This is a genomic window from Paenibacillus sp. B46(2026), assembly GCF_056786355.1.
Genome location: NZ_CM165907.1, coordinates 1,853,882 through 1,877,209, shown reverse-complemented (window position 1 = coordinate 1,877,209; position 23,328 = coordinate 1,853,882). Strand labels below are relative to the sequence as shown.

Below are 23,328 nucleotides of genomic sequence, written 5' to 3'. Positions count from 1 at the left end.
GTCCACGATAATATATGTGCATACGAAAGGCGGACACCCTGTAACATCAGAAGCCCGCCTGTTTTGTGATATTCTATGCTGCTCATTCCCCAAGCTTGGAGTTTCCAGTTTTCAGTTCAATTCGGTAATCAACACACGGCGTTCCTTCCATTCAGCCCGGCGATAAGCCTGTTGCATACCGAATTTGCGGATACTTGCCTTTGGCACCGATTTATAAGGCAAAACGACTGTAAAGTCCTCATCAAACGGAAAAAACGACAGGCCTACTTTTTCATTGGATAACCACTCCGCCTGAATCGGTTGTCTGGAACAGGCATCAAACGTACAACTGAGCCCTTCTGCAAAAAAATCATAACGCGCAGCAGGTGTTCCTGGTTCCTCCATACAGAGAAACAAACTGAGCTGATCACAGAAAAGCATGATCTCCACATCACTTTGCAGCCTCTGTTTCAGTGCTTCAGCATCACCACCAAGCTGTTTCTCCCAACTCAGCTGACGTTCGTGTTCTTGCTGCAGATACTCTCGGATGTCTTCATCATCCTGAGCATTGGCCCCCAGATTTTTCTGAAACAGCTCCGTATACATCAAGCTGCACAATAATCCGGCGTAGAGGTTTTTCTGACGAACTTCTTCAATCCCTTTATGATAGAATACAAAACGCGGACGCAACGGAAAGTCACGAAACGAATACGGCGATTGACTGTAATCATTCCAGAACGGAGACGAATCCAGTTCAATCCAGCCCCGGTCATGTTCTCTGGCCGCTAGAATCAATTCATCCCGATGCGCAGCATCGGCTAATAATTCATTTTTCCAGTGGGAAGCCATCTCTCCGGCTACTAATCCATGCTCATGCTGTGCGGTCAAAACAAAATCATGCTCTCTCTCATATAAGATCATTTGCTGTCACCCTTCCGCATCGTATACGTTGACTTTAACATAAATTGGGTTACACTTTCCTATAAGTTGCTTTTCGCTCCAATTTTACGAAAGGCATTATGGAATGCACAATGTAAAAGTGTTGTCAGTTTCTTGAAATTTGGTACACTAAAGCTTGTGTCCACAATTATATTACATACAGAAAGCGGGATCTCATGAATTTATACTCTCCTTACATCGAGTTTAACCGCAAGGAATGGGCTGAACTTAAAGAACATCAGACCACTCTTCCACTGACGGAAGCCGAATTAGAACAGTTAAAGGGATTGAATGAAGAGGTATCGATTCAAGAAGTCGAAGATATATATTTGCCTCTTACCCACTTTATTGACCTGTATGCAAGAGTTTCACGAGAGCTGAATCAACTAACGGCCTCCTTTATGAAAAAAGAAGCTCTCCCCACCCCCTACATCATTGGAATCGGGGGAAGTGTTGCCGTGGGCAAAAGTACAGCGGCCCGCTTGCTTCAGGCACTGCTCGCCAGAGGCAAGAATAGCCCGAAGGTTGACCTTGTCACAACCGACGGTTTTTTATACCCCAATGCCGTGCTGCAAGAGAAGGGCATCATGAACCGTAAGGGGTTCCCGGAAAGCTATGATATTAAATCCCTGATTCAATTCATGGGCGATGTGAAATCAGGCAAACCCGAAGTGAAAGCACCGGTGTACTCTCATCTCGCCTACGATGTCATTCAAGGGGAAGAGAAGCAGATCTGTCAACCGGATATTCTCATTATTGAAGGCATTAATGTACTTCAGATCAAAAAGGAAACGCCTTTGCTGGTTAGTGATTTCTTCGATTTCTCCATCTACATTGATGCGGAAGAAGAGCATATAAGACACTGGTACGTTGAGCGCTTTAAGCTGCTCCGCAATACAGCGTTCCAGAACACGGATTCCTTTTTCCATCAACGATTCGCCAATATCGATGAAGAGGAAACCGTTCAGACAGCCAATCAGATCTGGCAGGATATCAATGCCAAAAACCTGCATGAAAACATTTTACCCACCAAAGGACGGGCCAGATTGATTCTGAAAAAGGAAGCCGATCACTCCATTGGGCAGATACAATTACGCAAATTGTAAATAGCATTCGGGGAGGACGACACTTTGGTGTTGTACCTAATTACCCTTAAAAGGAGAGAAAAACACATTGCAAACCCTGATTATCCTCGGCAGTATGATGATGTTCCTGGCTGTCGCTTTGGGTGCATTCGGCGCACATGCGCTCAAGCGCAAATTATCCGCTGACATGATCAAAATCTACGAAACCGGTGTTCAGTATCATATCGCTCACGGACTTGGGATCATCCTGATCGGACTGCTGGCAGACCGTCTCGAATCCTCTTCACTCGTCATGCTTGCCGGATGGCTGATGTTCGCCGGAATCATCCTGTTCTCTGGCAGCCTGTACGCTTTAAGTGTAACAGGTGTTCGCAAATTGGGAGCCATTACCCCGATCGGCGGAGTCGCATTTTTGGCTGGCTGGGTTATGATCATGATTGCCGCATTGTAAACATGCCCCATGAATAAACGAAAAGAGTGTTCTGGCCGATATGAATAATCGCTGGAGCACTCTTTTTGCTGTTCAATCAGTCCATATTCTGCGAATAGTGGGCAGTCCTGTATCTGGTCGTTGTCGCTCAAGCACATACACATCCGGATTAGCAAGTTTGGCCCACTCTTCATAGCCAAAGGATGGTTCATACTCACGAATAAGCAGGGATAACAAGTTCCCATGTGTAACTACGGCCCCGTGCTGTTCCGGTCTGGTCCACAACTCTTCCAGGAGTGCGATTCCCCTTGCAGCCGCGGTTCTGGAAGATTCCCCACCCTCTTCCACCCAATCCACATCATCGTATGTACGTTTCAGCACATCCATCCAGTTAGGCAGATTAACGGAGCTAAGTATTCTCTCCTGGAGACGTTCATCCATATGTATATGTTGCAGCGTTGCTATGCCCAGTGGCATAGCTGTCTGAACGGCCCTTTTCCATGGACTGGATACAATATACGATATGGAATGATGAGCCAGGATATCTGCAAGTTTTTCGGCCTGCCTGATCCCTTCATCTGTAAGCTCTGCATGGGGTTCCTGCCCCGTAGCCTTGGCGTGACGGATAAGATAAATGGACTGCATAGCTATCACCTCCTATGGTGTAACCTACATGGAGTTCTTCTCAAGATATTGGAGTGCACTGTACATCTTCTCCTGCTCTTCCGGTCGGCCTGATGAACTGAGGAAAGTGACCTGTTCCCCTGTTCTGTCTCCATGCTGAGCCACCAGTCCAAGCCGCTGCTTCAGATGGTTCACCGTACCTGTACTGCCATCAATAATCTGTATATGATCTGGCAGAACCGTGCGCAGAATGGACGTATAGAATGGATAATGCGTGCAGCCAAGCACCACTGTGCCATACCCATAAAGATCGAGATCTGCCAGCTTGAACCGGAAATAATCAGCGATTTTGCTCGGATCAAAATCCAGGTGTTCACACCACTCCACAAGTTCGGGCAGCGCAATGGAATCCACACTATGGTGATCATCAACACGCGATACCAGTTCGTTATACTTGGATTGGTTCAAGGTGAGGGCCGTAGCAAATACAAGCACTCTCTTCCCGCTATCGCGATTCATCTCTACGGCTGGTTTCACCGCAGGCTCCATGCCAATGATCGGGATATCGTACTTGGCGCGCAGATCCTTAACAGCCAGGCTGGTCGCTGTATTACAAGCAATCACAATGGCTTGAACATCCTGCTGAACGATTGCTTCCACGCAATCAAAAACATGGCCTCTGACCTCATCCGCAGACTTGGTTCCATAAGGAACATGCAGGGTATCCGCATAATACAGGAATTGTTCTTCCGGGAATTGTTGCAAGGCCTTATGCAAAACGGTTAAACCACCGATGCCTGAATCAAAAAATGTAATTTTCTTAGTCAAGGATTTCACCTCTATAATGTATTCTTTCGGGTTCCAGGAACCTCTCAACGCTGCTCATGCTGACTGGAGGTGAGGTTTGTACTTCCGGCTCATCACACACTACAGTGCTTGACGACTTGCGGGAACCATTCCGGTTACGGATCGTTCTTCTGATCGCTTCTTCAGAATCGATTCCGCCCCCTCCATTACTTCCGCTATGTCAAATACTATGGATGATAAACCATTACTCTACGTTCATTTTATACTGCCTGAGCCAGTCCTTGCCACTATGCCACGCCTCTACAGGGTTATGCTGTCCAAGCAGTTCAGTACTTGCCTGAGCCATGATCCATTCCTTGAGACCATTATCCGGACTGGATTCGAGCTGCTGTAGCAGGAGATGCAGTCCAGCCTCACCCGTATTCAGGATGTCCTCGTAAACCTCCCGGTTACCAGCAATATAATCATTGGGATTGCTGCTGGTCAGGAGGACAGGGTTGCTAACCATCTGCTGCAAGTTGCCTTCAGTAGTTGCTGATAATACTTGGTCTTCTGTCCGAGTCGAACACGCTGCTACCGTCACTGCTGTACATACGGATAACAAACCCAGAATCAGTCTTCTACGATTCACTGTGCCACTCCTTTCAACAAAGAGAGTTAATGGAACAAGTCAGGCTTTTATAATCAAGCCCCTGTTCCAGTTATAGAGCAAGTTCCCATTTCTCCTCGGTAAGCTCCTGGCCTGACAACATCTGCTTGCGGACTTCCTTCACTTCAAAGCCCACAGATTGATATAATCTGTGGGCTCCATCCAAAGAGTCGTTGGTCCACAGGATAATAGAAGTGTAGCCCTTTTCTTTTGCAAAAAGAACGGCCTGTTCGATAAGCTTCCCGCCCCATCCTGCACCACGAGCTTCCGGTTCAATCAGAAACCAGCGCAGTTGAGCCGTAAATTCATTTACCGGAGTAACACCTACGGAGCCGGAAGCTGTCTGATCTAACTCAACAATCCATAACATCTCCCTCGCGTGATTGCCTGAAAGTCCAAACGAATTCACCGCATGGGTGATAAATTCAGCAAAGCTATGATCATAATTATACTCATTTCGATAAATACGGATATGCGCTTCAATGACATATTGCAGGTCCTTTTGTACGAAATTGCGGATCATTGGACATCACAGCCCTTCTTCAAATTCAGAGTTGTAATGCTGAAATCCACACCAAACTGAATTAACCCCAGTTTACGGGCAACATGCTGTGAAGCAAGATTATCCCAGGATGTACTGTAGATCGGCATGCGTCCACGCTCCTTGACATAATACTGCCAGCACTTTACCGTCTCCGCTGCATATCCATGTCCTCTATAACCGGGTGCCGTATACAGACTCGCTTCCGCACCATGACTGGAGACCCTTGCAGAGCAGCACACTGCCACAGCAGAATCCCCAACAACATAAGCGGCAACAGGGCTTTTTTCATGTAGGTGATCTGCTAATTCCGGGAAATGCTCCGCCAGCAAATAACACTGCTCCTGACCAATGAGCTGAACTTTTATGTTCCACTCATCAGATGTCTCAGGAAAAGCATAGGCTGGTCCCATCCACACACGGTTGACTGGTTCAAAGGTTTCCACCTTTCGAATCAGTTTCGGAATATCCAATGGAAGCTCGATATCCTTACCCAACTCATCCATTAGATCCGGCGGTAACTGCTCATGGTAATAGATCAGTGAACCGGCAGAAGTCATGCCAATAAAAAGGGCTGGAGCCTGCCCACCACCCGGCTCGTTAATGCATAAGAGACGCTGTTGCTCGTTGATTGTATACAATGTGCTCGCCTGTATCTTCAACATCTCCATAGACGACAGGTTCGATTTTAGAATCATAACTATGAAGTTAACCTTTGCAATAATCGTTCGCCTACACTGCCTTTACCCGATTCCTGCTGCTCCAGAAATTCGGGCAATTCACGTAAATCAGCAGGGCGGTATCCAGCCCCGCACCCACAATTATGATAGGTAAAGCCATGACGATACAGCATCATCACTTTGGTCCATTGTTTGGTATCATTTTGCTTCGGAGCCTGGAAATCCTGTCCCATGCTAATCATAGATGCGGTACATTGCGGACACTTATATTCAAGCTTTGCAGCCACCTCAGGGCTCACGTCGTATCTGGAAACTTGTTTAAATGATTTGCGACAGTTGAAACAGGAATAGATGTCTTTGTATGGTCCTGACATGGCATATCTGCACATCATCTGCACCCCCTAATTAATTTCCATTATACGGGATTTCCGGTGCGGATACGACTTGATTTTGCACATTTGCGAAAATTATGCCACTCCACTCATTGACCTTGCATGGAAGCTTTTTTCCATGCCTCACCAAGTTCCGCAATCGTTGCGTACCGCTCGGACCGATCCGCACTCACCGCGCGCTTTACAACTTGATACAACGCTTCTCCAGCATCCCATCTCGCATAAGAACGATCTTTCTCCCCACCAAGCAACCCGAACGCCATGGCCCCTATATTGAATACATTGGTAATAGCATCTATGAGTGCACCCATCTCAAATTCCTCCGGAGACATAAAGCGGGAAGATCCCCACATACGCCCCATGGTATTGGTGAAAGAGCCCTTTCGATACAAGTCGATATCACAAATTTTCATAAAGTTTCTGTCAAAATCATAGATCAGACTGCCATCATACAAATCAACAGCCACATAACCTCTCCGTTCCACCTCGATATGAAAATCCAGAATCTGTTCCATCGCCCGAATGCGTGTCTCCACTGGAAGCTGTCTGAACCGATAATAGGGCGAACGCGGATCTTCATATTTGGCCGGAGGCGGAAAATACCAGTGGGAATGTAGACACTCCCCATCCACCCAATCGAATACACAGGCATAACCCTCAACCGTTGCAAAATGATCCGTTAGTCGAATCAACGTGTCATGCGCCAAATCTTCGTAAACGGAAACAGATGATTTCAGATTACGAATGGCTTCCGGGGGACTTCCCGTATGATTCGCATGAATGGTATGTGCTCCCGCATATTTAACGAACAATCTCTTTCCATCCTCTCGCACAATACCGAAGGAGAGATTACCTGAATCCTGCTGATCGAATACACGAAAGACCGTACCCAAGGGCTGCAACCAATCAAAAGAATGAGACTCTCTCAAGACAAAGGAAACACCGCCGATCTCAAGTTCAACTTGATCTGTCATAGGACCCCACCTGCTGTGATATCTTCATTCAATGTTGAATGCTCCGTATAAAAGTAATTCATATGCGCCTCATCATATCCCTGACCGTAGACTTCCAATGCGTTACGCTCGATGCCATAAACTTCAAATCCATATCGCTCGTATAAACGTCGGGCTGATTCATTTGTTGTCACTACACTCAGATTAATCTGCTTGATGCCCTCCAGATGTCTTCCCCGATCCAGCACCTCGCGGAGCAAGCGCGAAGCCAGCCCACATCCCCGATATTGCGAAGCAACATAGACGCCCCAGATCATGCCTTTGTGCCTGAGTTTCAGGCCGTGTTCCCTTTTGAACCCCATCATTCCCGCCAGTGTTCCTTCTGTTGTATATGCGCCTAGAATATAATCGTCGGGTTCATTATGTATGCGTTCCTGCACTTCATTCATGGGGATCTGAATGGACAATTCGAACGAAGCCCCGAAGGCTTCAGGATGTGTTTTCAGTGCTTCCAGTCGCAAAGGCCAGTATACGTCTGCTTCATCCCGTTGAATATTACGAATGATATAGGTCTCTAGCTTGCCATCTTTGCTCATTCTTCGACCACTCCCTGCATCTGATAAGGGTAATCGATCTGAAGTTTTACATTCGCTGCCGCTTCCTGTCCTGCAAGCAACCCAACAACATAAATCCCCAGATCAATAGATGTTGCTACCCCACCGGCAGTAATTACATTTCCGTCTTTTACAATACGCTTCGGAATCACCTCAGCGACATAAGGCTGAAGCAAATCATATGCATGAGGATGTGTCGTTGCTTTTTTGCCGGATAAAAAACCAGCTGCACCCAGCAGCAGTGAGCCTGTGCACACCGAAACCTTCAAAGGTACAGACGCAGCCTGACTCAGCCAACCTACGAATGCCTCGTCATATCGAAGCTTACGTGTTCCCATGCCTCCCGGGATAAACACGAGATCATACTCCGCCAAGTCAGGCTTCACTCGGTCCACCTTCAACGTTAAACCGGATTCATCCGTGACCTGATCTGTCATGGCACAGGTTTCCCACGTCGTTCCTTTGGTTTGTTCAAAGAAATTCAACCGATTGATTACATCATAAAATCCTGCAAAATCAAGAAAAGTCAGTCCATCAAACAAAACGAATGCAATTTTCATTGGTAACCTCCGCTTTTTTAATTTGGAGCATTCTGGTTATGTTGCTGATTCCGATCCCGTTCCAACGCTTCCTTCACCCGGTCACGCGCTGGCAGCTTGCTATTGATATGAAGGAGCAGGGCCACAATAATAAGAAGCAAAATAATGACAATAAATTCGAATATGTCTAACCCCTCCCATTCGCAAACTGTACAATTTCGGCTCCTGTCTAATCTCTATTTTAATCCACGGGCGATAATCCGCTCCAGCCACTTCCACGGTAGTAGTGCTTTGCCTATGATGAGCACACGCGAACCTTTTCCGAGCGCGTATCGAAGTCTTGGTGCACGCATCCGTGCAATTCGACCGATCAGATCTGCTACCTCCTGTGGATCAGGGGCCGTCTCGCTCGCATGTTTGGAATAACGAAGAACCGCATCCAGCTTATGCTTATACGGAGAGTCCTCGCTCCGGTGAATCTCACCCAAACCTTTATTCCAGATCGGCGTACGATAAGCGCCTGGCTCAACCAATACCACCCGAACGCCAAACGAAGACATCTCATGTCGCAGACTTTCCGTGAATCCCTCCACAGCGAATTTGGAGGCAGCATAGGGAGCATATCCTGGAAAACCAGACAAACCGCTAACACTGGACAAGTTAATAATCAATCCCTGCTTCTGTTCACGCATCACAGGCAGGACCGCACGTGTAACGTCAATCAATCCAAACAGATTGGTCTCCATCTGTCGTCGCCAATCCTCCATTGATACTTCCTCAATGAACCCGCCCACCGCAAATCCCGCATTGTTCACCAGCATGTCGATTCGGCCATGGTTGTGCAGTACTGTCCCAATCACTCTCTGCACGGATTCAGAATCGGTTACATCCAATTGTACATATTGCAATCGTTCAGATATCCCCGCCTGTTCAGCCAAGCTTGCTAATTCATGTCTTCGACTCAGGTCACGCATCGTAGCAATGACAAGATATCCCTGCTTGGCAAGAGTGATCGCGGTAAGCAACCCGAAACCACTGGATGTGCCTGTAATGAGGGCCACTGGGTCATGTTCACCAAAATTGGAGTGTATGGTTACCCTCGTCTCCTCTTTTCCTATATCCTCTGTGCGCATCCCCTGCTGTACGTCCCCTATCTTATAGGCCACCACTGTCATTTCAGCCACCTGCTCTCCCCTGATAGATTGCCATTCCGCGTATTCACTCACCCACGGAATCCTGCGCCGCTGTTCATCTCGTACATACCGCACTTCTAAACAGCTGTCTTAATGAAGCTTTCTCTCCACCCGCCGCAGCTTCGTGATTCCCGGTTCGAACGTATACGGAACAAATCTGATCTCAGGCAACGTACATTCCAGCCGGGCGGCCAGCTTCATCAGTTCCCCCAGCACACCAGCCTCAACCTGATCTACCATTGCGCTCCCGCCAAGCCGAAGGGACACCTCCAATGTTCCGTCCCCCTGCTGCACCACACGATAATGTTCAATATCCGGCGAGGCCGCGATGACCGAACGGGTGACGAAATCCGGAAAGACCGGTACCGCCTCACCCGTATGTAGTTGTGAAAAATTAAGCGTGTCATCACAGCGGCCTTCAATCCGCTCAATGGCGGTAAACGGGGAACCACAGGCACATGGCATCGCTGCTTCGGTCAGAATATCATTCAGCCGATACCGGATGATCGGCTGTGATGTTCTGGAGAAGTCCGTAATAATGGGCACGAACCGCCGGGTGGCCGGATCAATGAACTCTTTTTCAATATGCACGATGTCTTCATTCAAATGCAGTGTGCCATGGCGACATGTCGCACCGAGGAACCCTTCTGTACACTGATAGACCTGGTGAACGGTCTGTCCAAAGACGTTTTCCAGCACTTTGCGATCCAGAGGGTCCAGCACCTCGGCAACCGAAATGATTTTATCCGGTACAGCGGTCAGGTGGCCTGCCACATAGGCGTCCGCCAACAGACGCAGCATGGATGGGGGAGCCACCCACACGGTAGGTTGGTAAGTTTCCAGCCGCTTCACCAAGTTCTCTACACGCTCCAGCAGATCAAAGTACTGAAACTGCAATTTGCCACGCTGTACCGATTCGTACAGATTGCTGTTGGCCCGCAGGAAAAATGCAATCTTCGCAGGTTTCCACAGTCCACCAGGCAGCAACTTGGCCAGCACCGTGCCCGTCCAAGCATCCTGCTCCCCATCACTTACCAGAAAAATTCCCCGGTTCCCTGATGTACCCGAGGACAATCCAACGGTCACTCCCTGAATGGATGGTTTGAAGTCACGCGTTTCTTCACTTTCGCCTGCAAGAGCCAGCGCTTCGTCCTTGGTAATGCCCACCGTGTTCAGTGTATCGAAATGCTGCATCATGATCGATTTGTCAATCAACGGAAAGCTTCTCCAGTCGGATGCGTCCACGCGACCCCACCACTTCCGGTAAAACGGGGATCGGGCACGGACCTGATGGACATGCCGAATAATCCGGCGCTCTTGCCAGCGCTCAAGTTGTTCTCGCGTTTTCCATGTTCGCAGTCCACGTGCAAGCGCATAATGAACCACAATACGAAAGGTATTACTCATCGTTTCTGCCCTCCTGCACCCCAAGCATCCAGTACCTCTCGGCAATGACTCGGCACAATCCGAATGTGGGGAAACTGCTGATGCAGCTGAACCAGTCGGTCAAAGTTTCGTCCATACTCCTGTCGATCCGACATAATGATCCCAGCGAGTATATTCGGTCTGCGCTGTTCACGAAAAGCCCGACTCGACCACACCGCATCCGCGCAGAGAAAATAGTCATGTTCTTCTGTACGCAGCAGGAGTCCCATCATGCCTTCCGCATGACCGGATACATCCACCCCCAGCAGACTGCCATCGCCAAAGATATCGTAGACCTCATCAAAAGGGAACGCTTCCCCCGCTCTTGTCCAATGCTCAGGAAGACGCGTAACAGGCAAGGACCTAGCCGTAAAATCCTCGGGCAACAGCCCGGCAAGAAAACCTGCCTTTACAGCCGCAATTGGACCGAGTGAGCGCACAGCATCATAGGCTCTTGGCAGATAGATGAACTGTGCCTCCGGGAAATCACGCACACCCGCGATATGATCACCGTGAAAATGTGAGAGGATGATATAACGAATATCCGAAGCTTTCAGTCCAAGCCCAGCCAGAAAATGAACGACACTATCCTCTTCACGATAGATCACTGGTGTAATGTGACGATACAGTGCGTTAGGCAGATGAGCCGTTTCCGTAAAAAAACGAGAGCTATATCCCGTGTCCAACAGGATCGGTCCATGTACGGGATGAATGATACAGGCAAATCCTGCCGGGAAAGGCACAGGGCTCAACCGACCACCGCGCAGCGTCAGAAACTCTGGATGTGTGCAGTAACCCGCCGCACCCAGATATAGTTCTACCGGAGTTGTCGTCAGCATGATTCAGCCCTCCACCAGTCTGCAAATTGTTGTAAACCCTGTTCAATGGACACCCGAGGGACATACCCCAATCGCTCCCGTGCATCCGTAATATCCAACGTCTGTGGAATGGATAAGGAGCCGACTGTATACCGTGTTAATGGAGGTTCACCCAACACAGGAATAAAGCCATGAACTCGCTCCAGCAATGCTGCCACACCATATGCCGTCCGATAAGGAATGTTTCGACGACGCAGAGGCATATCCAGCATGCCAAACAGGCTGCTTACCAACTCACCGAACGCCCTCGGATCGCCATTGGAGATATTGTAGGCTCTGCCGAGTGCTGTTGCATCCACATCGCGGCACAACAACAAGGCATCCACCACGTTATCCACACATGTCAGATCGATTACCGCCTGTCCACCACCGATCATGGGCACGCCCGATTTTGCGTTCGCTGCGACAATTCTGGGAAACAACGTCTGGTCATACGGACCAAAAATGGCTCGCGGTCGAATCATGATTGACGGAAGTCCCTTCGCATGCCCCTCCATCACAACCTGCTCAGCGAGAAGCTTCGTGGCTGCATAATGATTGGCTGGTTTGGATGGCAACGGGTCATTCTCATGTACGTTATATCGCGGTATGTAGTTAAAATATATACTTGGAGTCGAGACATGTATGAATCGTTGTACCTCATTATGCAGGCAGCCATCCATGAGGTTTTGTGTGCCTTCTACATTACTGCTATAAAAGTCACGATATTGGCCCCATGGTGATGATAGAGCGGCACAGTGAAACACCATATCCTGCCCCTCACACGCTTCGCTTACTGCTGCCTCATCGCGTATATCTCCATTGAGGAATCGGATTCCTGCCAACTCAAGTTCTGCACCAACCTTTGGCTGTCGGCCCATACCGGTGACTTCCCATCCCTCTTTTGCAAGTCGTATCGCGAGGTGCCTGCCCAGACATCCCGTAGCTCCTGTAACCAATGCTCTATTCATTGTTGTTCACCGTTCCATTCTATGTCGTGAGTCAAAGCTTCAGTCAGCGAGCACTTCTGCGATCTTGCCAGACGCCATGCGGCCAGCACTACTCCGAATTGTTCCAATAAAGGCCGGATATCCTGCCCTACATAGACCACATCCCTGGCGCCACGCCACGCAGCTATCCATGCACGGAGCTTCCCTTTGCCGAAGAACTGCTGCACCCCGCTTCCCAGCATGGGAAGCATAAGCATGGCTTTACTGCCCCGTGAGGGCGTGATCATTTTTCTTTCCTTGACCAACGTCTCCGGTTCAGTCAGCGCACGTACCAAGTCACCTCCGGGATGAAACAGATGAATCCCACTCGTTGCCCTCGGATTACACTCAATCGCGTACAGTTGCCCATCCGGACCTTCTATAAAATCAAACCCAATCTGTCCGCTAAAACCCGTTGCCTCAACAAATCGTCTCACCCACACAAGGGCATCTTCATGTTCCACCTGTTCAAAAAAAACACTGGCTCCCACGCTACCTGTACGATAGCGGCTGTCGTAGGTGGCATGTGCAACCAGTTGCCCTTCGTGAGCTATGCTGTATGTACATAACATCTGACCGGGAATGTAGGCCTGTGCAACCCAAGGCGAAATGGAGGATAATTGCCCTTCGTCCGGAGGATCGTTATGTAAATGTCGATACCTCTTTTGGCTTGCGTTACCTTCGTGATCAATCCCTGCCCCAATGTCATCTGCGATGAATATCGGCATGCGTACTTTGGCGGCAAAGCGGGAATACACCGGTTTCCATACCCAATCTCCCATCGTTTCCAGAACAGACTGAGCTTCCATCCATTCCTGCTGACTATTGATCAGGCGTGTATCTGGAACCGAAAGACCGAGTGACCCTGCAAGCTGAATAAAGTTATATTTATGATGCAGCTCATGCAGCTGCTCCAGTGTAGAAACCAGAACACGACAGTATGAACGCAGTCTGTCTGCCCCTTGAGCCACATAAAAGACTTCTTCACACATCGGGATCAACAAGTCGATCTGCCAATCCTGAACCAACCGTTCCAGCTCCGCCAGATAAGCACGTGTGTCATGACGCGGCGATGGGACCACAGCGCACTGTTCCACTGCACCGGATGATCTGGTCAGATGCTGTACGGCACTCTCCGCAACATAGACCCGATGGCCAGCCCGATGAAGCATGCGTGCCAGATCGAGCGTTACGGGAGCCCTTCCGCCTGTAAGCAGCACACGGAGAGAAGCAGATGGACGATGTCCGGTTTCCCCAGATCTAGTAGTCAAAAATGAGTCCTCCCAATGATAATCCGGCAGCCGTGCCAATCATCAACACCCGATCTCCCCGCTGAATACGCTGTTGTCTAATCGCTTCATGCAGACCCATCGGGATGGATGCCGCTATCGTATTGCCGTGATTTCGTGTGATGTCCATAAACCGATCTTCAGCAATATTGAGCTTCTTACGGATCAATCTCATCGCCATGGCACTCCCCTGATGAGGAATAACCAATTGGAAATCCTCCATCCGATTCCCGGTCGCCTGCAACATGTCACTGATGAATCCGGGCAAAAGTCTGGAAGCCATGCGGAAGATGGCCTGTCCATCCATATGAAATAGGTAGGGCTCCGGCTGATCTGCCTTGTAATTCGAAGCATGCAGCCGTGTACCTCCACCTGCAATCTCCGAGAAGCGAGCACCTCGGCTGTAGGTTTGAAGGGAAGCATGGACAATCTGTGACGATGATCCTTCAGGCGAACGTTCAATAATGACGGCGGCCGCTCCATCTCCGAACAGGGCCGAACTCTCTTTATCCGACCAATTTAGTCCCGCTGAGGCAATCTCAGTGGCAACGAGCAGTACTCGCTGATAACGTCCGGCATCTACCATATAGGAGATCACATCCAGTCCGTTTAGGAAACTAAGGCAGGTTGCATCCATATCAAAGGCAGGTACGCCCGAATCTTGCTGCCCCATGGCCTGCTGGATAAACACCGCCGTACTGGGCAAAGGTTGTTCCTTCGTGCCACTGGTACACACCAGACAGTCGATATCTCCGAATTGCAGTCCTGCATCCGCCAATGCAGCTTCGGCTGCCCTCGCGCCCATGAAAGAGGACGTTTCTTCACCCGTAGCATAATGGCGTACACCTACGCCTGTTGCTTTGTTGACCCATCCAGCAGGCACGCCCAAGCGGAGATCCAGTTCCTCATCGGTGACTTCCTTTTCAGGCAGGTATTTCCCTGTTCCCGCGATCCTTACTCTTCTAAGTTGCATTTCCCCAACCTCTTTCTGTTCATCTGACTGATTAATATAAGTTCGTATTCAAAAAGACCGGTTTTCAGTACCGAGAAGATGGGATGAAGCTAGAAATGGAGTAGCGGAGCGTAGGAAAACTACGTGAGCAACCGCAATGTTTCCGAAGGAAACATACTTCGTAAGCACCCACTTATTTCGGCTGAATTCCATATTCGATGCTGATGATGCCGATAGGCATCCTTCGTAATCAAAAGCGGGCTTTTTGAAAAACCTCTATAAGTTCAGCTAATAAGTATTACACGGATACTCCGATGACAGAACAACCTTCCGATCGCTGTTATCCCCAGATTTCTTGATTCCCTTCTTAAAAAGGGAAAATCCGAGGATAAGCATATGCTTCCGATGCAGCTTTCTTTCAGAAAGCTTTTAGGCGCACGCTTCGCTTCTTCAAGTTATTTCTGCCCTCTCCGTTACCGTGTTAATGTTTAGTTGAACATATATATAAAATGAATCCTCCACCTAAAATGGCGAAACGCCAATTTCACAAGGCTTTAGAATATAACAGAAGGGCAGATGCCTCTGCCCTTCCTGTTGTGTTTTCTTTTGTATAAAGTGTCATTTCTTCTTATTCAAAATCTCGGCAAGAGCGGCATCTAGTGTACCGTATGTGAACGTGAATCCTTCCCTCTCCATTCGCTCGGGAATCACCCAACGACTTTTGAGAACCAGTTCCGTCTCGGTCTGAATAAAACGTGCGCCCAGTTCAAGCATCCAGCGAGGAGAAGGCAGTCCGATCCGAACACCCATCTGTTCTCTCAGACGCGCCATTAACTCCCGATTCGTCACCGGATGCGGAGAGGACGCATTGAACACACCATTCAAGTGTGGATGCTCTTGCAGATAAATTACCATGCGGAAGAGATCCTCGATATGAATCCAGCTGAACTGCTGTGTTCCTGCGCCTTGCGATCCTCCCAGTCCAAAACGGACGAGGTTCGTCATGGGCACCATCACGCCGCCCTCGCCCAGCACAATTGCAATCCGCAGTGCAATCTGACGCGTAGACGGCAGACTGAATTCAAAGAAAGCCTGTTCCCATGCCTTGGCAACGTCGACCGAGAATCCGGAGCCAATCTCGCCCTCTTTTTCCGTCATGGGACGATCTTCAGCATGTCTGTATATGGTCGCCGTACTCGAATTAATCCATAGTTTGGGAGGATGATTACAAGCCAGGACAGCTTCGCCGAGAATGCGCGTTGTACGGGTTCTGGATTCCAGAATGACTTTGCGATTCTCATCCGTATAACGGCAGTTCACCGATTTACCCGCCAGATTAATCAGCATCTCTGCTTCTTCCAGTGCCTCTATGATTCCAGCACGATCTTCCCAGGCGATATGACCGGGCTGACGCGAGATGATCAACACCTCATAACCCAGCTTTCTGAACCTTTGGGCAAAATCCTGTCCAACAAATCCCGTTCCACCAGCCAATACAACCTTCTTCACGGTATCCCCTCATTTCCCATACTGGGTAAAGAATTCGCAAGATATAGATTGGAATGCTTCTATGCATGCAAAATGCAGATATTAGATTAAACACCGCCGCTGACCATTTGGTTTGATTTAATTCACACCCAGGGCTGCGTACAAGCGATCCCGCTCTTCGATGGCCCATGCGTTTGCAGGGTTTTGTTCCAGCTGATATCGGAGTTCATCATAAAAATCATGGATCATGAATCCGTCCGGCAAAGTCCCAAGCATCGCTGTAAAGTTGTACTCTGGCAGTGTTTTCTTTCCCTCACTGATCTGCTTCAGCCAGTCCATCCACTTCGCAAGAGTAAGCACTTCCTCCTGCCATAACTCGGCTTGTAACCCAAGCGCATCCTGAAGTTGCTCGTACGCCAATGGATCAGCGAAGGCGCGGCAGGCCTGAACAGCCAGTTCATACAACTCGTTCACTGCACGACGTACCTTATGCTCAAGTTCAATCTCCAATCCTCCCATGTAATCCTGGACCTGAATGCTCTGTCCATCATCATATAGTAGCGGTGCTTGGGCCAGCAGGCGTACAATCTCTTCCATCTCTTGCATTGAAACTTTCTTCTGCTCATAAAGAGCAGGTAATTGATATGCTGTAATGATCATTCACTCCTACATCGTTCTTCTATTAATGACCTATATTATAACATGGTTTGGCAATCATCTATCAGGATAACTTGACTATCCACTACGAGTTGTAGTAGTTTATACGTACTACGTAGTGTAGTAATACGATCGTTATGGACGCATAACGATGTTAAGGAGTGTTCACTGTGAACCAGATTCAAAAATTATCCGAAACAGAAATGGAGTTAATGGTCGTTATATGGTCATGCGATCCACCCGTCACCTCGACAGAACTATTAGACATCTTCGCTGATAAAGGAAAAGCGTGGAAAGCGCAGACTATGTCTACTTTTTTGTCACGGTTGGTGGATAAAGGCGCACTTACCGTCACGAGACGTGGACGAACCAATGATTATGAGCCCCTTCTAAAGCCCGAAGATTACAAACTACAGGAAACGCAGCATGTTCTTGATGGACTGTATCAAGGTTCAGTCAAGAATTTGGTTTCGGCCATGTATGATGGCGACAAGCTTTCAGACGATGACATTTCAGAACTGAAAAAATGGCTTTCGGAGAAGTAGGTGCAGATGATGAACATCTTTTTTGAAATTCTGTGCAGCCTGACCATGGCGGGAAGTATCGTTTCTGTTTGTATTTTGGCACTACGACTTATACCCGTGTCTGTTTTTCCGACCAAGTGGCTCTACAGACTCGGTAAAATGGCTCTCTTGTTCTATCTGCTCCCGGTATCTCTTGGCCTTTCATGGCTTTTGGGTTTTGCATTCCCTCCTACATCAACTGTACCGGGTACGGAGAATGCAGCAGCTTCGGGTGAACTTACAGGAACGTTTATCCCGGAACAAACTATTTCGGTAACTACAGCCTGGTTCTTGTTATGCGTATGGGGCATTGGAGTCATTGGTTTTTCTGCATGGCAAGTGTACTGTTATCGAAGATTTCTGAATGAATTATCTCGTACACGTACCCCAGTCCTCTGTCATAGTGAAGCAGCTATACAGCTACCATTAATCAAAGAGGCTTTGGGTCTCAAACGCAATATTACGCTTGCTCACAGCACTCTAGTACGAAGCCCTATACTGGTTGGCTTGTTTAAACCAACGATATATCTGCCACCCGAAAATACGGTGAAAATGGACATCAGCATGGTAATTCATCATGAGTTGGTACATCTAGAACATAAAGATCTGTGGGTCAAGGCTGTGACCTTGGGGGTTAGTGCCCTGCACTGGTTCAATCCCCTGATTCATATGATTCGCCGGGACATTCATACCTGGAGCGAGTTGGCCTGTGATGAAGATGTGGTGAAAGAGATGTCGCATGAAGAGCGAAGACGATATGGTGAGACGATTTTAAATGTGATGGCGGGAACCAAGGAAATGCCTGCTCAATTTTGTGCATCCCTATCGGGTGAAGGCAAACAATTAAAAAGGAGATTGATGATTATGTTTAATGTAAAAAAACTGAAAAAGAAACACTGGATGTTAAGTATGGGAGCCCTATTGCTTATTACAGGAGTAAGTACTTCCACCGCAGTCTGGGCATCAAACCATACAGTCAAAGTAGAGTCCGAGGCTACTGAAGCTGTACCTGTTCCTTCAGTATCTGAAACACCTGAGATTGTAGCTTCTCCCTCTACAGCCGGAGTTTCCGAAGCTGTAACTGCTCCCGCTGCTTCCGAACCGCCTGAGATCGTGGCTCTCCCTAAGGATGAAGTTTCTGAAAATGTGCCAGCTCCTTCTACTGTCGAGTCTTTCGAGGATGAAGTTGCAGAATCAGCCACAGTTCCTTCTATTGTGGGTTCTACTGGGAGTTCTTCTGAAATCGTAGCCGTTCCTTCCGAGACCCAGGTCACCGAAGCTGTACTTGTTCCTTCAGAGAAGTAACCTAACGTTAAGGAACAATAACATCCACATATGCAAACAGGACGAAGCATATATCTCGAGCTTCGTCCTGTTTACATATTAGATAAATGTCTTGATCGTAGCAAAATATTCACGAATCATGTTGACCGGTTTCAAATATCCCGGTGACGGGGCGGATATGCCGTATTCTGCCGCAAAACCGTTCTTGGCAGCGATATACTTGGAGCGGAACATATGATAGTCACTGGTGACAATCATGATCTCGGGGTGCTCTAACCCGGATTCAAGAATGATTTTTTTGGAAAAGGCCATATTCTCCTGTGTACTTGTGGAGCGATCTTCCATAATGACTTGGGCAGGGTTAATCCCCTGTTCAATCAGATAGTTTTTCATGGCGAGCGCTTCGGGAATGGATTCTCCAAGTCCCTGCCCACCCGATACAATGACGGGTGTCTGAGGGTGACTGCGAATATAGTCCAGACTGGCATCTAACCTTTGTTTCAGGGTCAATGACAATTCCGTTCCTCTGATGCCCGAACCCAGAATAATGACATAGTCCGCTTCTTCCGGATCATTCGCACCAAGCTGTGTGAATACAAGTGCTTCAATAATGACAAAAGAGACGGCAACCACGCCAAATCCGGTAAGGATAATCCGTTTCAGAATAACATGCTTCTGATAATCGATCCGCCTTAGCACGATAAAAGCCACCGTGATCATTCCAAAAAACATGACTGCAAACCTTTGGCCCCAGAAGGCCAGAAATGCCACAAAACATGCCAACAGGACAAGATCAATGATCAGTCCATTTTTGTGTAAGAACTTTTTTATCAAATCCGTAGACACTCCTTCTTGTACCCACTATTCCGCAAATGACTTATTATTCAAGCTGTTATTATCGTTAGTTTCGGCCATTGTTCCTGCCAGCGCTTCTTCTGTACTCTCTGATTATAATAGTCAGCATCCGTGAAGAACGGACTTATGCGGACTAAGAGATGATACAGATCATGCAAACCATGCGGAGCACAGAGGTTCACCCGATCCTCTTCATCCAACTGTACTCCTATAGCAGTCACAACTTCCGGCCAATAGCGAAGAGCATCTTCAGTAGAATGATAAGGAACTGTGCCATTGCGCAGATGCATTCTCGCCTGATTTTTGACCGACCACTTGGCATTGCCTGTCAACTCACGAAGCTGATGCTCCAACTGGATGTCTCGTTCCTCACGCAGGTCTGACGCATCATAATAGACAACATCAATATCGCTATGAAGTTCACGAAGATCATATCCATGCAGAACATCCCAGATATAATTACGAATATATCCTGCACCTATGTAACTTTGAGGCAAATGGAGACTACGAACTCTCCGCAGGTCATGCATTAATTGCTCGTGTTTGATGATCGTCTGAATGAATGGGTTCTCATATAACATATCTGCCTCCTGCGGTTTACCTCATTGTCCTCTTATAGCTGTTAACCTTCGTTCCAATATATCATGTTTACCTATCTGCAATAAAATGAACAACGCTTGAACATCCTCTGTACAACTTCGAATCTCTGATTAATCATAACCAAATAACCCATAAACAGCTTCGGTTATCCGAGTGTTTACGGGCTACAATGATCAAGTTTGAAACGGTTAAAATTTATTTAATCGGTATCCAGATTTGTGGCGGTTGATCTGGTCCCGGGTATACTTCCAGCTCTGGCATATACGCGTGCTCATAAGGATTGGATGGAAACCATTCCGAAATTATCCGCTTCCACAGAAGCTGCATGCTCTCCGGCATCGGGCCTTCTACTTCAAACACACTCCATTTGGAAGCAGGCATGGTGAAGCTTGATAACCCTTCCGGTACTTCACCATCGTAAGTTGTAGCAATCCAGTATTGCATCTGTTTCTCCTGGATTTCACTCTGATCCACAACGACACCAAGTAAGCCTGGTATATCCCCATTGTTCAGTTCAAACAAACGATCCTCTGTACCGCTCGTCCACGCTTCCTGCCACATCTTCCCGATGCCTTGCAGATGTTCTCCATCTGCATATGAGAAAGTCTGCTTTACTCCGACCAACGTAAATTCGTCTTGCTCAACAATTTTGTAATTCATCGGCTCTGCTCCTTGTAGACTCACTTGAATCACCAGGCGATTATACGATTTTACAGAGTTACTATTCTTTCGAGCCTCACTGGGTGCGATCCCATGTTGTCTACGAAATGCTTTGGAGAAAGATTCCGGTGTGTCATAACCGTATTTAAGTGCCAGATCAATGATTTTGTGATCACTTTGCAGTAGCTCATGTGCCGCCAGTGTCAATCGTCTGCGTTTTATGTACTCGGCTACAGTAACATCAGTTAATAAGACAAAGGTACGTTGAAAATGAAAAGGAGAAATATGAGCCTGCGCTGCAATATGCTCCATCGTCATATTTTCGAGCAAGTGGTCTTCCATATATTGAATAGCGACCTGTAATGCGTTGATCCAGTTCATCTGATAATCACTCCTTGATGTCTAATATAACTGAAAAACAACGCAATAACCTGTCCTGTTGTGCTCTCGTTTGTCCGATTATTTTACCCGCCGAACACTTCCGGTCACTCCATGTTGAAGCTGTACGTCTGTAAAAGTAACCGTTGTCCCTTGCCCAATGGGGGATTGGGCCACAATGCCAACTTTGATCTCTTCCGGGCAGTCAAGGCCGAAATAACGAACCAGCTTCCACTTCTCTCCATCCTGAGAATAATGGAAAGCAAAGCTGTTGCCTGCCCGGGCTACACGTAAATAAGGCTTGTTAACCTCTACAGGGGATGATACACAATCATCCGAGTTACCACGAGTAACAACACTGAGAATGGACGGCTGTTCTTCGAAATACTCAAAGCAAACTTTAGCCCAGTTCGTATCGTCCACCATAACCATCAGGCAGCCCGAATCATACTGTTCTTTCATCTCCACCTGCACTTCGGTGACGATGCTGAAATCTCCCTTGATTATCGTATGTAAAAATGGAGCTGAGGCTTTCACCGGCTCACCTCCCGGATCAATGAAAAAGTCACTGATCGGCGAAACGGTTATCGTTACTTTGCCGTCTTCAATGGACCAATCTGCTGGCTCGTTCAGCCATCCCAGGTTGGCAGATAATGTTTGACCTGAACATTGTTCGAATAGATTCGTCATGTGGCACACCCTTTGTGTTGGAGTTTAAGTTTTCTAATTTCTCTATTTGTATTCGGTATGTACCATGGCTAATCCTGTAGGTTTTACCTAAATCCCCCACCTTTGATATCGTACACCGATGTCTCGGCATGATTACTTCTCTGGATAGCAGATAAAATCAAATTTCTTCTTATCAGGCTCAGTCACGTGTGTACGGTTGGATGATACGTTCGTCCCACACTTGTACCTCAATATATCGTTCCGGACCCTTATCACCTTTACGGTTCCATTCCTGAGGCCAACCATAGAACTGAATGACTTCTATGATTTCATCCTTGGTATAAATCTGCTTACGGTACGGTTTCTCATCAGCATAACGCATCGTTGGAAAGAGGTCTCCATACGTGAAGCTCACAACTTCGGCAGGCAGTTCATCCCACGAAATGATTAATTGGTCGGGTTCCCTATACCATGATTTTAGCCATTCACATGCACCGAGCGTTAGGTAATGAGGGTATGGTTGTATCGGCTTCCCGCCTTTAGCAACAAACTGCTCATACGCTCTCTGCTCAAGTGTTCTCCGAATCGTCATGTATTCTACTGGTCGCCGACTGGCAAAGTTTCGACCTTCTTGCCGGATTTCTCGAGCAACAGCCTCTGCTTCCCCTTCGGACAGACTGGAGAGATTGCGGAAAGGGCCTACACGTTTATCAAAATAATGATAGGCATTCCATGTGTTCATTCATTTTGCCTCCTTTGTACAGGATAGATCTGGACTATTAAAATCATTAGATAGTTTTCGTCACCCTTTATTAATAAGGTAATTTTATCCAAAATATGATAAACTGGACATACGAGATCATTTCAACAATTTGAATCACCACAGGAGGTCATCCTATGTTTGGTGTTAACGCGAAAAAAATAGAAGATCAACTGGTCATCCGGTGGCAGTTTTCCAAAATTGAAATTCCCATCGCACATATCACATCGGTTACCCTGGATGATACGTACGGTGGCAGCGAACCATCCGCCATTCGGATCGGTCCAGTCAATGGCACAAGCAAGAGGATTCTGATCCGCACGGTGAATCAATCGTACATTTTATTCACTTCCAGCGTGAATTTATATACCAATATCCGAGCTATGTTACACCCGTCAAACTAGATTATTGTTCGAACCGGATTCCCATGTTTCTCGGAAGAGGGGTTCCACTTACATATAAGCGCCACCAAAAAAG

At 47.7% G+C, this 23,328-nt stretch carries 29 protein-coding genes; 5 read left to right on the top strand and 24 right to left on the bottom strand.

What is annotated here, in order from left to right; translation table 11 throughout:
- Nucleotides 1–111: 111 nt before the first annotated feature.
- Nucleotides 112–900 carry a DUF3891 family protein gene (locus AC1S8V_RS08655; protein WP_482073289.1) on the bottom strand — a complete coding sequence of 263 codons (789 nt, stop codon included), beginning with the start codon at nt 898–900 and terminating at the stop codon, nt 112–114.
- A 194-nt stretch (nt 901–1,094) separates the two neighbouring features.
- Between AC1S8V_RS08655 and coaA the strand changes: the two genes are divergently transcribed.
- The gene (gene coaA / locus AC1S8V_RS08650) at nt 1,095–2,024 is read left to right on the top strand and encodes a type I pantothenate kinase (RefSeq protein ID WP_482073288.1); all 930 of its coding nucleotides are present in this window, start codon (nt 1,095–1,097) and stop codon (nt 2,022–2,024) included.
- 67 nt (nt 2,025–2,091) lie between these two features.
- Entirely contained in the window at nt 2,092–2,454 is a 363-nt protein-coding gene (locus AC1S8V_RS08645; RefSeq protein WP_482073287.1) for a DUF423 domain-containing protein, read from the top strand.
- Between the two features lie 72 nt (nt 2,455–2,526).
- Here the strand turns inward: AC1S8V_RS08645 and AC1S8V_RS08640 are convergent, their stop codons facing one another.
- The 18 genes from AC1S8V_RS08640 to AC1S8V_RS08555 form a co-directional block, all read right to left on the bottom strand.
- Nucleotides 2,527–3,078, bottom strand: coding sequence for a histidine phosphatase family protein (locus tag AC1S8V_RS08640; RefSeq protein WP_482073286.1), 552 nt, complete (start codon nt 3,076–3,078; stop codon nt 2,527–2,529).
- 24 nt (nt 3,079–3,102) lie between these two features.
- Nucleotides 3,103–3,885 carry a glutamate racemase gene (gene murI, locus AC1S8V_RS08635; protein ID WP_482073285.1) on the bottom strand — a complete coding sequence of 261 codons (783 nt, stop codon included), beginning with the start codon at nt 3,883–3,885 and terminating at the stop codon, nt 3,103–3,105.
- A 223-nt stretch (nt 3,886–4,108) separates the two neighbouring features.
- Nucleotides 4,109–4,495, bottom strand: a complete 387-nt coding sequence (locus AC1S8V_RS08630) for a hypothetical protein (RefSeq protein WP_482073284.1) — start codon at nt 4,493–4,495, stop codon at nt 4,109–4,111.
- A gap of 70 nt (nt 4,496–4,565) precedes the next feature.
- Nucleotides 4,566–5,036: a GNAT family N-acetyltransferase gene (locus tag AC1S8V_RS08625; RefSeq protein WP_482073283.1), complete on the bottom strand. Its 471-nt coding sequence runs from the start codon at nt 5,034–5,036 to the stop codon at nt 4,566–4,568.
- A complete protein-coding gene (locus AC1S8V_RS08620; protein WP_482073282.1) occupies nt 5,033–5,752 on the bottom strand; it encodes a GNAT family N-acetyltransferase in 720 nt (239 codons plus the stop codon). Before AC1S8V_RS08620 ends, AC1S8V_RS08625 begins: the two co-directional genes overlap by 4 nt.
- 2 nt (nt 5,753–5,754) lie before the next feature.
- Nucleotides 5,755–5,976, bottom strand: a complete 222-nt coding sequence (locus AC1S8V_RS08615; protein ID WP_482073281.1) for a hypothetical protein — start codon at nt 5,974–5,976, stop codon at nt 5,755–5,757.
- Nucleotides 5,977–6,215: 239 nt separating this feature from the next.
- The gene (locus AC1S8V_RS08610) at nt 6,216–7,100 is read right to left on the bottom strand and encodes a serine/threonine-protein kinase (protein WP_482073280.1); all 885 of its coding nucleotides are present in this window, start codon (nt 7,098–7,100) and stop codon (nt 6,216–6,218) included.
- The gene (locus AC1S8V_RS08605; protein WP_482073279.1) at nt 7,097–7,675 is read right to left on the bottom strand and encodes an N-acetyltransferase family protein; all 579 of its coding nucleotides are present in this window, start codon (nt 7,673–7,675) and stop codon (nt 7,097–7,099) included. The genes AC1S8V_RS08610 and AC1S8V_RS08605 overlap by 4 nt, the downstream gene beginning before the upstream one ends.
- Nucleotides 7,672–8,253 (bottom strand): DJ-1/PfpI family protein, encoded by a 582-nt coding sequence (locus AC1S8V_RS08600; protein ID WP_482073278.1) that lies wholly within the window; start codon nt 8,251–8,253, stop codon nt 7,672–7,674. Before AC1S8V_RS08600 ends, AC1S8V_RS08605 begins: the two co-directional genes overlap by 4 nt.
- Nucleotides 8,254–8,270: 17 nt before the next feature.
- Nucleotides 8,271–8,393, bottom strand: coding sequence for a hypothetical protein (locus AC1S8V_RS08595; protein ID WP_482073277.1), 123 nt, complete (start codon nt 8,391–8,393; stop codon nt 8,271–8,273).
- A 75-nt stretch (nt 8,394–8,468) separates the two neighbouring features.
- Nucleotides 8,469–9,416, bottom strand: a complete 948-nt coding sequence (locus tag AC1S8V_RS08590; RefSeq protein ID WP_482073276.1) for an SDR family oxidoreductase — start codon at nt 9,414–9,416, stop codon at nt 8,469–8,471.
- A 99-nt stretch (nt 9,417–9,515) separates the two neighbouring features.
- Nucleotides 9,516–10,832, bottom strand: a complete 1,317-nt coding sequence (locus AC1S8V_RS08585; RefSeq protein WP_482073275.1) for a F390 synthetase-related protein — start codon at nt 10,830–10,832, stop codon at nt 9,516–9,518.
- A complete protein-coding gene (locus tag AC1S8V_RS08580; RefSeq protein ID WP_482073274.1) occupies nt 10,829–11,689 on the bottom strand; it encodes an MBL fold metallo-hydrolase in 861 nt (286 codons plus the stop codon). Before AC1S8V_RS08580 ends, AC1S8V_RS08585 begins: the two co-directional genes overlap by 4 nt.
- The gene (locus AC1S8V_RS08575) at nt 11,683–12,678 is read right to left on the bottom strand and encodes an NAD-dependent epimerase/dehydratase family protein (protein WP_482073273.1); all 996 of its coding nucleotides are present in this window, start codon (nt 12,676–12,678) and stop codon (nt 11,683–11,685) included. The genes AC1S8V_RS08580 and AC1S8V_RS08575 overlap by 7 nt, the downstream gene beginning before the upstream one ends.
- Nucleotides 12,675–13,967: an ATP-grasp domain-containing protein gene (locus tag AC1S8V_RS08570; protein WP_482073272.1), complete on the bottom strand. Its 1,293-nt coding sequence runs from the start codon at nt 13,965–13,967 to the stop codon at nt 12,675–12,677. Before AC1S8V_RS08570 ends, AC1S8V_RS08575 begins: the two co-directional genes overlap by 4 nt.
- Nucleotides 13,957–14,958, bottom strand: a complete 1,002-nt coding sequence (locus AC1S8V_RS08565) for a beta-ketoacyl-ACP synthase III (RefSeq protein WP_482073271.1) — start codon at nt 14,956–14,958, stop codon at nt 13,957–13,959. The genes AC1S8V_RS08570 and AC1S8V_RS08565 overlap by 11 nt, the downstream gene beginning before the upstream one ends.
- 597 nt (nt 14,959–15,555) lie before the next feature.
- Nucleotides 15,556–16,446, bottom strand: a complete 891-nt coding sequence (locus tag AC1S8V_RS08560) for a TIGR01777 family oxidoreductase (protein WP_482073270.1) — start codon at nt 16,444–16,446, stop codon at nt 15,556–15,558.
- 117 nt (nt 16,447–16,563) lie between these two features.
- Nucleotides 16,564–17,085, bottom strand: coding sequence for a hypothetical protein (locus AC1S8V_RS08555; protein WP_482073269.1), 522 nt, complete (start codon nt 17,083–17,085; stop codon nt 16,564–16,566).
- Between the two features lie 167 nt (nt 17,086–17,252).
- Here AC1S8V_RS08555 and AC1S8V_RS08550 point away from each other — a divergent pair, with 167 nt between their 5' ends.
- Nucleotides 17,253–17,627, top strand: a complete 375-nt coding sequence (locus tag AC1S8V_RS08550) for a BlaI/MecI/CopY family transcriptional regulator (protein WP_482073268.1) — start codon at nt 17,253–17,255, stop codon at nt 17,625–17,627.
- 6 nt (nt 17,628–17,633) lie between these two features.
- A complete protein-coding gene (locus AC1S8V_RS08545; protein ID WP_482073267.1) occupies nt 17,634–18,950 on the top strand; it encodes a M56 family metallopeptidase in 1,317 nt (438 codons plus the stop codon).
- A gap of 78 nt (nt 18,951–19,028) precedes the next feature.
- On the opposite strand, the gene AC1S8V_RS08540 is transcribed toward AC1S8V_RS08545, so the two are convergent.
- The 5 genes from AC1S8V_RS08540 to AC1S8V_RS08520 form a co-directional block, all read right to left on the bottom strand.
- Nucleotides 19,029–19,763, bottom strand: a complete 735-nt coding sequence (locus AC1S8V_RS08540) for a YdcF family protein (protein WP_482073266.1) — start codon at nt 19,761–19,763, stop codon at nt 19,029–19,031.
- Nucleotides 19,764–19,813: 50 nt separating this feature from the next.
- On the bottom strand, nt 19,814–20,365 hold the full coding sequence (locus AC1S8V_RS08535) for a nucleotidyltransferase family protein (RefSeq protein WP_482073265.1): 552 nt from the start codon (nt 20,363–20,365) through the stop codon (nt 19,814–19,816).
- 214 nt (nt 20,366–20,579) lie between these two features.
- Nucleotides 20,580–21,425, bottom strand: coding sequence for an AraC family transcriptional regulator (locus AC1S8V_RS08530; RefSeq protein ID WP_482073264.1), 846 nt, complete (start codon nt 21,423–21,425; stop codon nt 20,580–20,582).
- 78 nt (nt 21,426–21,503) lie between these two features.
- Nucleotides 21,504–22,112, bottom strand: a complete 609-nt coding sequence (locus tag AC1S8V_RS08525; RefSeq protein WP_482073263.1) for a DUF1349 domain-containing protein — start codon at nt 22,110–22,112, stop codon at nt 21,504–21,506.
- Between the two features lie 178 nt (nt 22,113–22,290).
- Nucleotides 22,291–22,833, bottom strand: a complete 543-nt coding sequence (locus tag AC1S8V_RS08520) for a hypothetical protein (protein WP_482073262.1) — start codon at nt 22,831–22,833, stop codon at nt 22,291–22,293.
- A gap of 155 nt (nt 22,834–22,988) precedes the next feature.
- On the opposite strand from AC1S8V_RS08520, the gene AC1S8V_RS08515 reads away from it, so the two are divergent.
- Nucleotides 22,989–23,255, top strand: coding sequence for a SunI/YnzG family protein (locus AC1S8V_RS08515; protein ID WP_482073261.1), 267 nt, complete (start codon nt 22,989–22,991; stop codon nt 23,253–23,255).
- Nucleotides 23,256–23,328: the final 73 nt, after the last annotated feature.

Excerpts from the sequence above, each read along its gene's own strand:
- AC1S8V_RS08655 (WP_482073289.1), bottom strand. The coding sequence starts at position 900 with ATGATCTTATATGAGAGAGAGCATGATTTTGTTTTGACCGCACAGCAT.
- coaA (WP_482073288.1), top strand. The coding sequence starts at position 1,095 with ATGAATTTATACTCTCCTTACATCGAGTTTAACCGCAAGGAATGGGCT.
- AC1S8V_RS08640 (WP_482073286.1), bottom strand. The coding sequence starts at position 3,078 with ATGCAGTCCATTTATCTTATCCGTCACGCCAAGGCTACGGGGCAGGAA.
- AC1S8V_RS08625 (WP_482073283.1), bottom strand. The coding sequence starts at position 5,036 with ATGATCCGCAATTTCGTACAAAAGGACCTGCAATATGTCATTGAAGCG.
- AC1S8V_RS08620 (WP_482073282.1), bottom strand. The coding sequence starts at position 5,752 with ATGATTCTAAAATCGAACCTGTCGTCTATGGAGATGTTGAAGATACAG.
- AC1S8V_RS08615 (WP_482073281.1), bottom strand. The coding sequence starts at position 5,976 with ATGATTAGCATGGGACAGGATTTCCAGGCTCCGAAGCAAAATGATACC.
- AC1S8V_RS08610 (WP_482073280.1), bottom strand. The coding sequence starts at position 7,100 with ATGACAGATCAAGTTGAACTTGAGATCGGCGGTGTTTCCTTTGTCTTG.
- AC1S8V_RS08605 (WP_482073279.1), bottom strand. The coding sequence starts at position 7,675 with ATGAGCAAAGATGGCAAGCTAGAGACCTATATCATTCGTAATATTCAA.
- AC1S8V_RS08600 (WP_482073278.1), bottom strand. The coding sequence starts at position 8,253 with ATGAAAATTGCATTCGTTTTGTTTGATGGACTGACTTTTCTTGATTTT.
- AC1S8V_RS08585 (WP_482073275.1), bottom strand. The coding sequence starts at position 10,832 with ATGAGTAATACCTTTCGTATTGTGGTTCATTATGCGCTTGCACGTGGA.
- AC1S8V_RS08580 (WP_482073274.1), bottom strand. The coding sequence starts at position 11,689 with ATGCTGACGACAACTCCGGTAGAACTATATCTGGGTGCGGCGGGTTAC.
- AC1S8V_RS08575 (WP_482073273.1), bottom strand. The coding sequence starts at position 12,678 with ATGAATAGAGCATTGGTTACAGGAGCTACGGGATGTCTGGGCAGGCAC.
- AC1S8V_RS08565 (WP_482073271.1), bottom strand. The coding sequence starts at position 14,958 with ATGCAACTTAGAAGAGTAAGGATCGCGGGAACAGGGAAATACCTGCCT.
- AC1S8V_RS08555 (WP_482073269.1), bottom strand. The coding sequence starts at position 17,085 with ATGATCATTACAGCATATCAATTACCTGCTCTTTATGAGCAGAAGAAA.
- AC1S8V_RS08545 (WP_482073267.1), top strand. The coding sequence starts at position 17,634 with ATGATGAACATCTTTTTTGAAATTCTGTGCAGCCTGACCATGGCGGGA.
- AC1S8V_RS08535 (WP_482073265.1), bottom strand. The coding sequence starts at position 20,365 with ATGTTATATGAGAACCCATTCATTCAGACGATCATCAAACACGAGCAA.
- AC1S8V_RS08530 (WP_482073264.1), bottom strand. The coding sequence starts at position 21,425 with ATGAACTGGATCAACGCATTACAGGTCGCTATTCAATATATGGAAGAC.
- AC1S8V_RS08525 (WP_482073263.1), bottom strand. The coding sequence starts at position 22,112 with ATGACGAATCTATTCGAACAATGTTCAGGTCAAACATTATCTGCCAAC.
- AC1S8V_RS08520 (WP_482073262.1), bottom strand. The coding sequence starts at position 22,833 with ATGAACACATGGAATGCCTATCATTATTTTGATAAACGTGTAGGCCCT.
- AC1S8V_RS08515 (WP_482073261.1), top strand. The coding sequence starts at position 22,989 with ATGTTTGGTGTTAACGCGAAAAAAATAGAAGATCAACTGGTCATCCGG.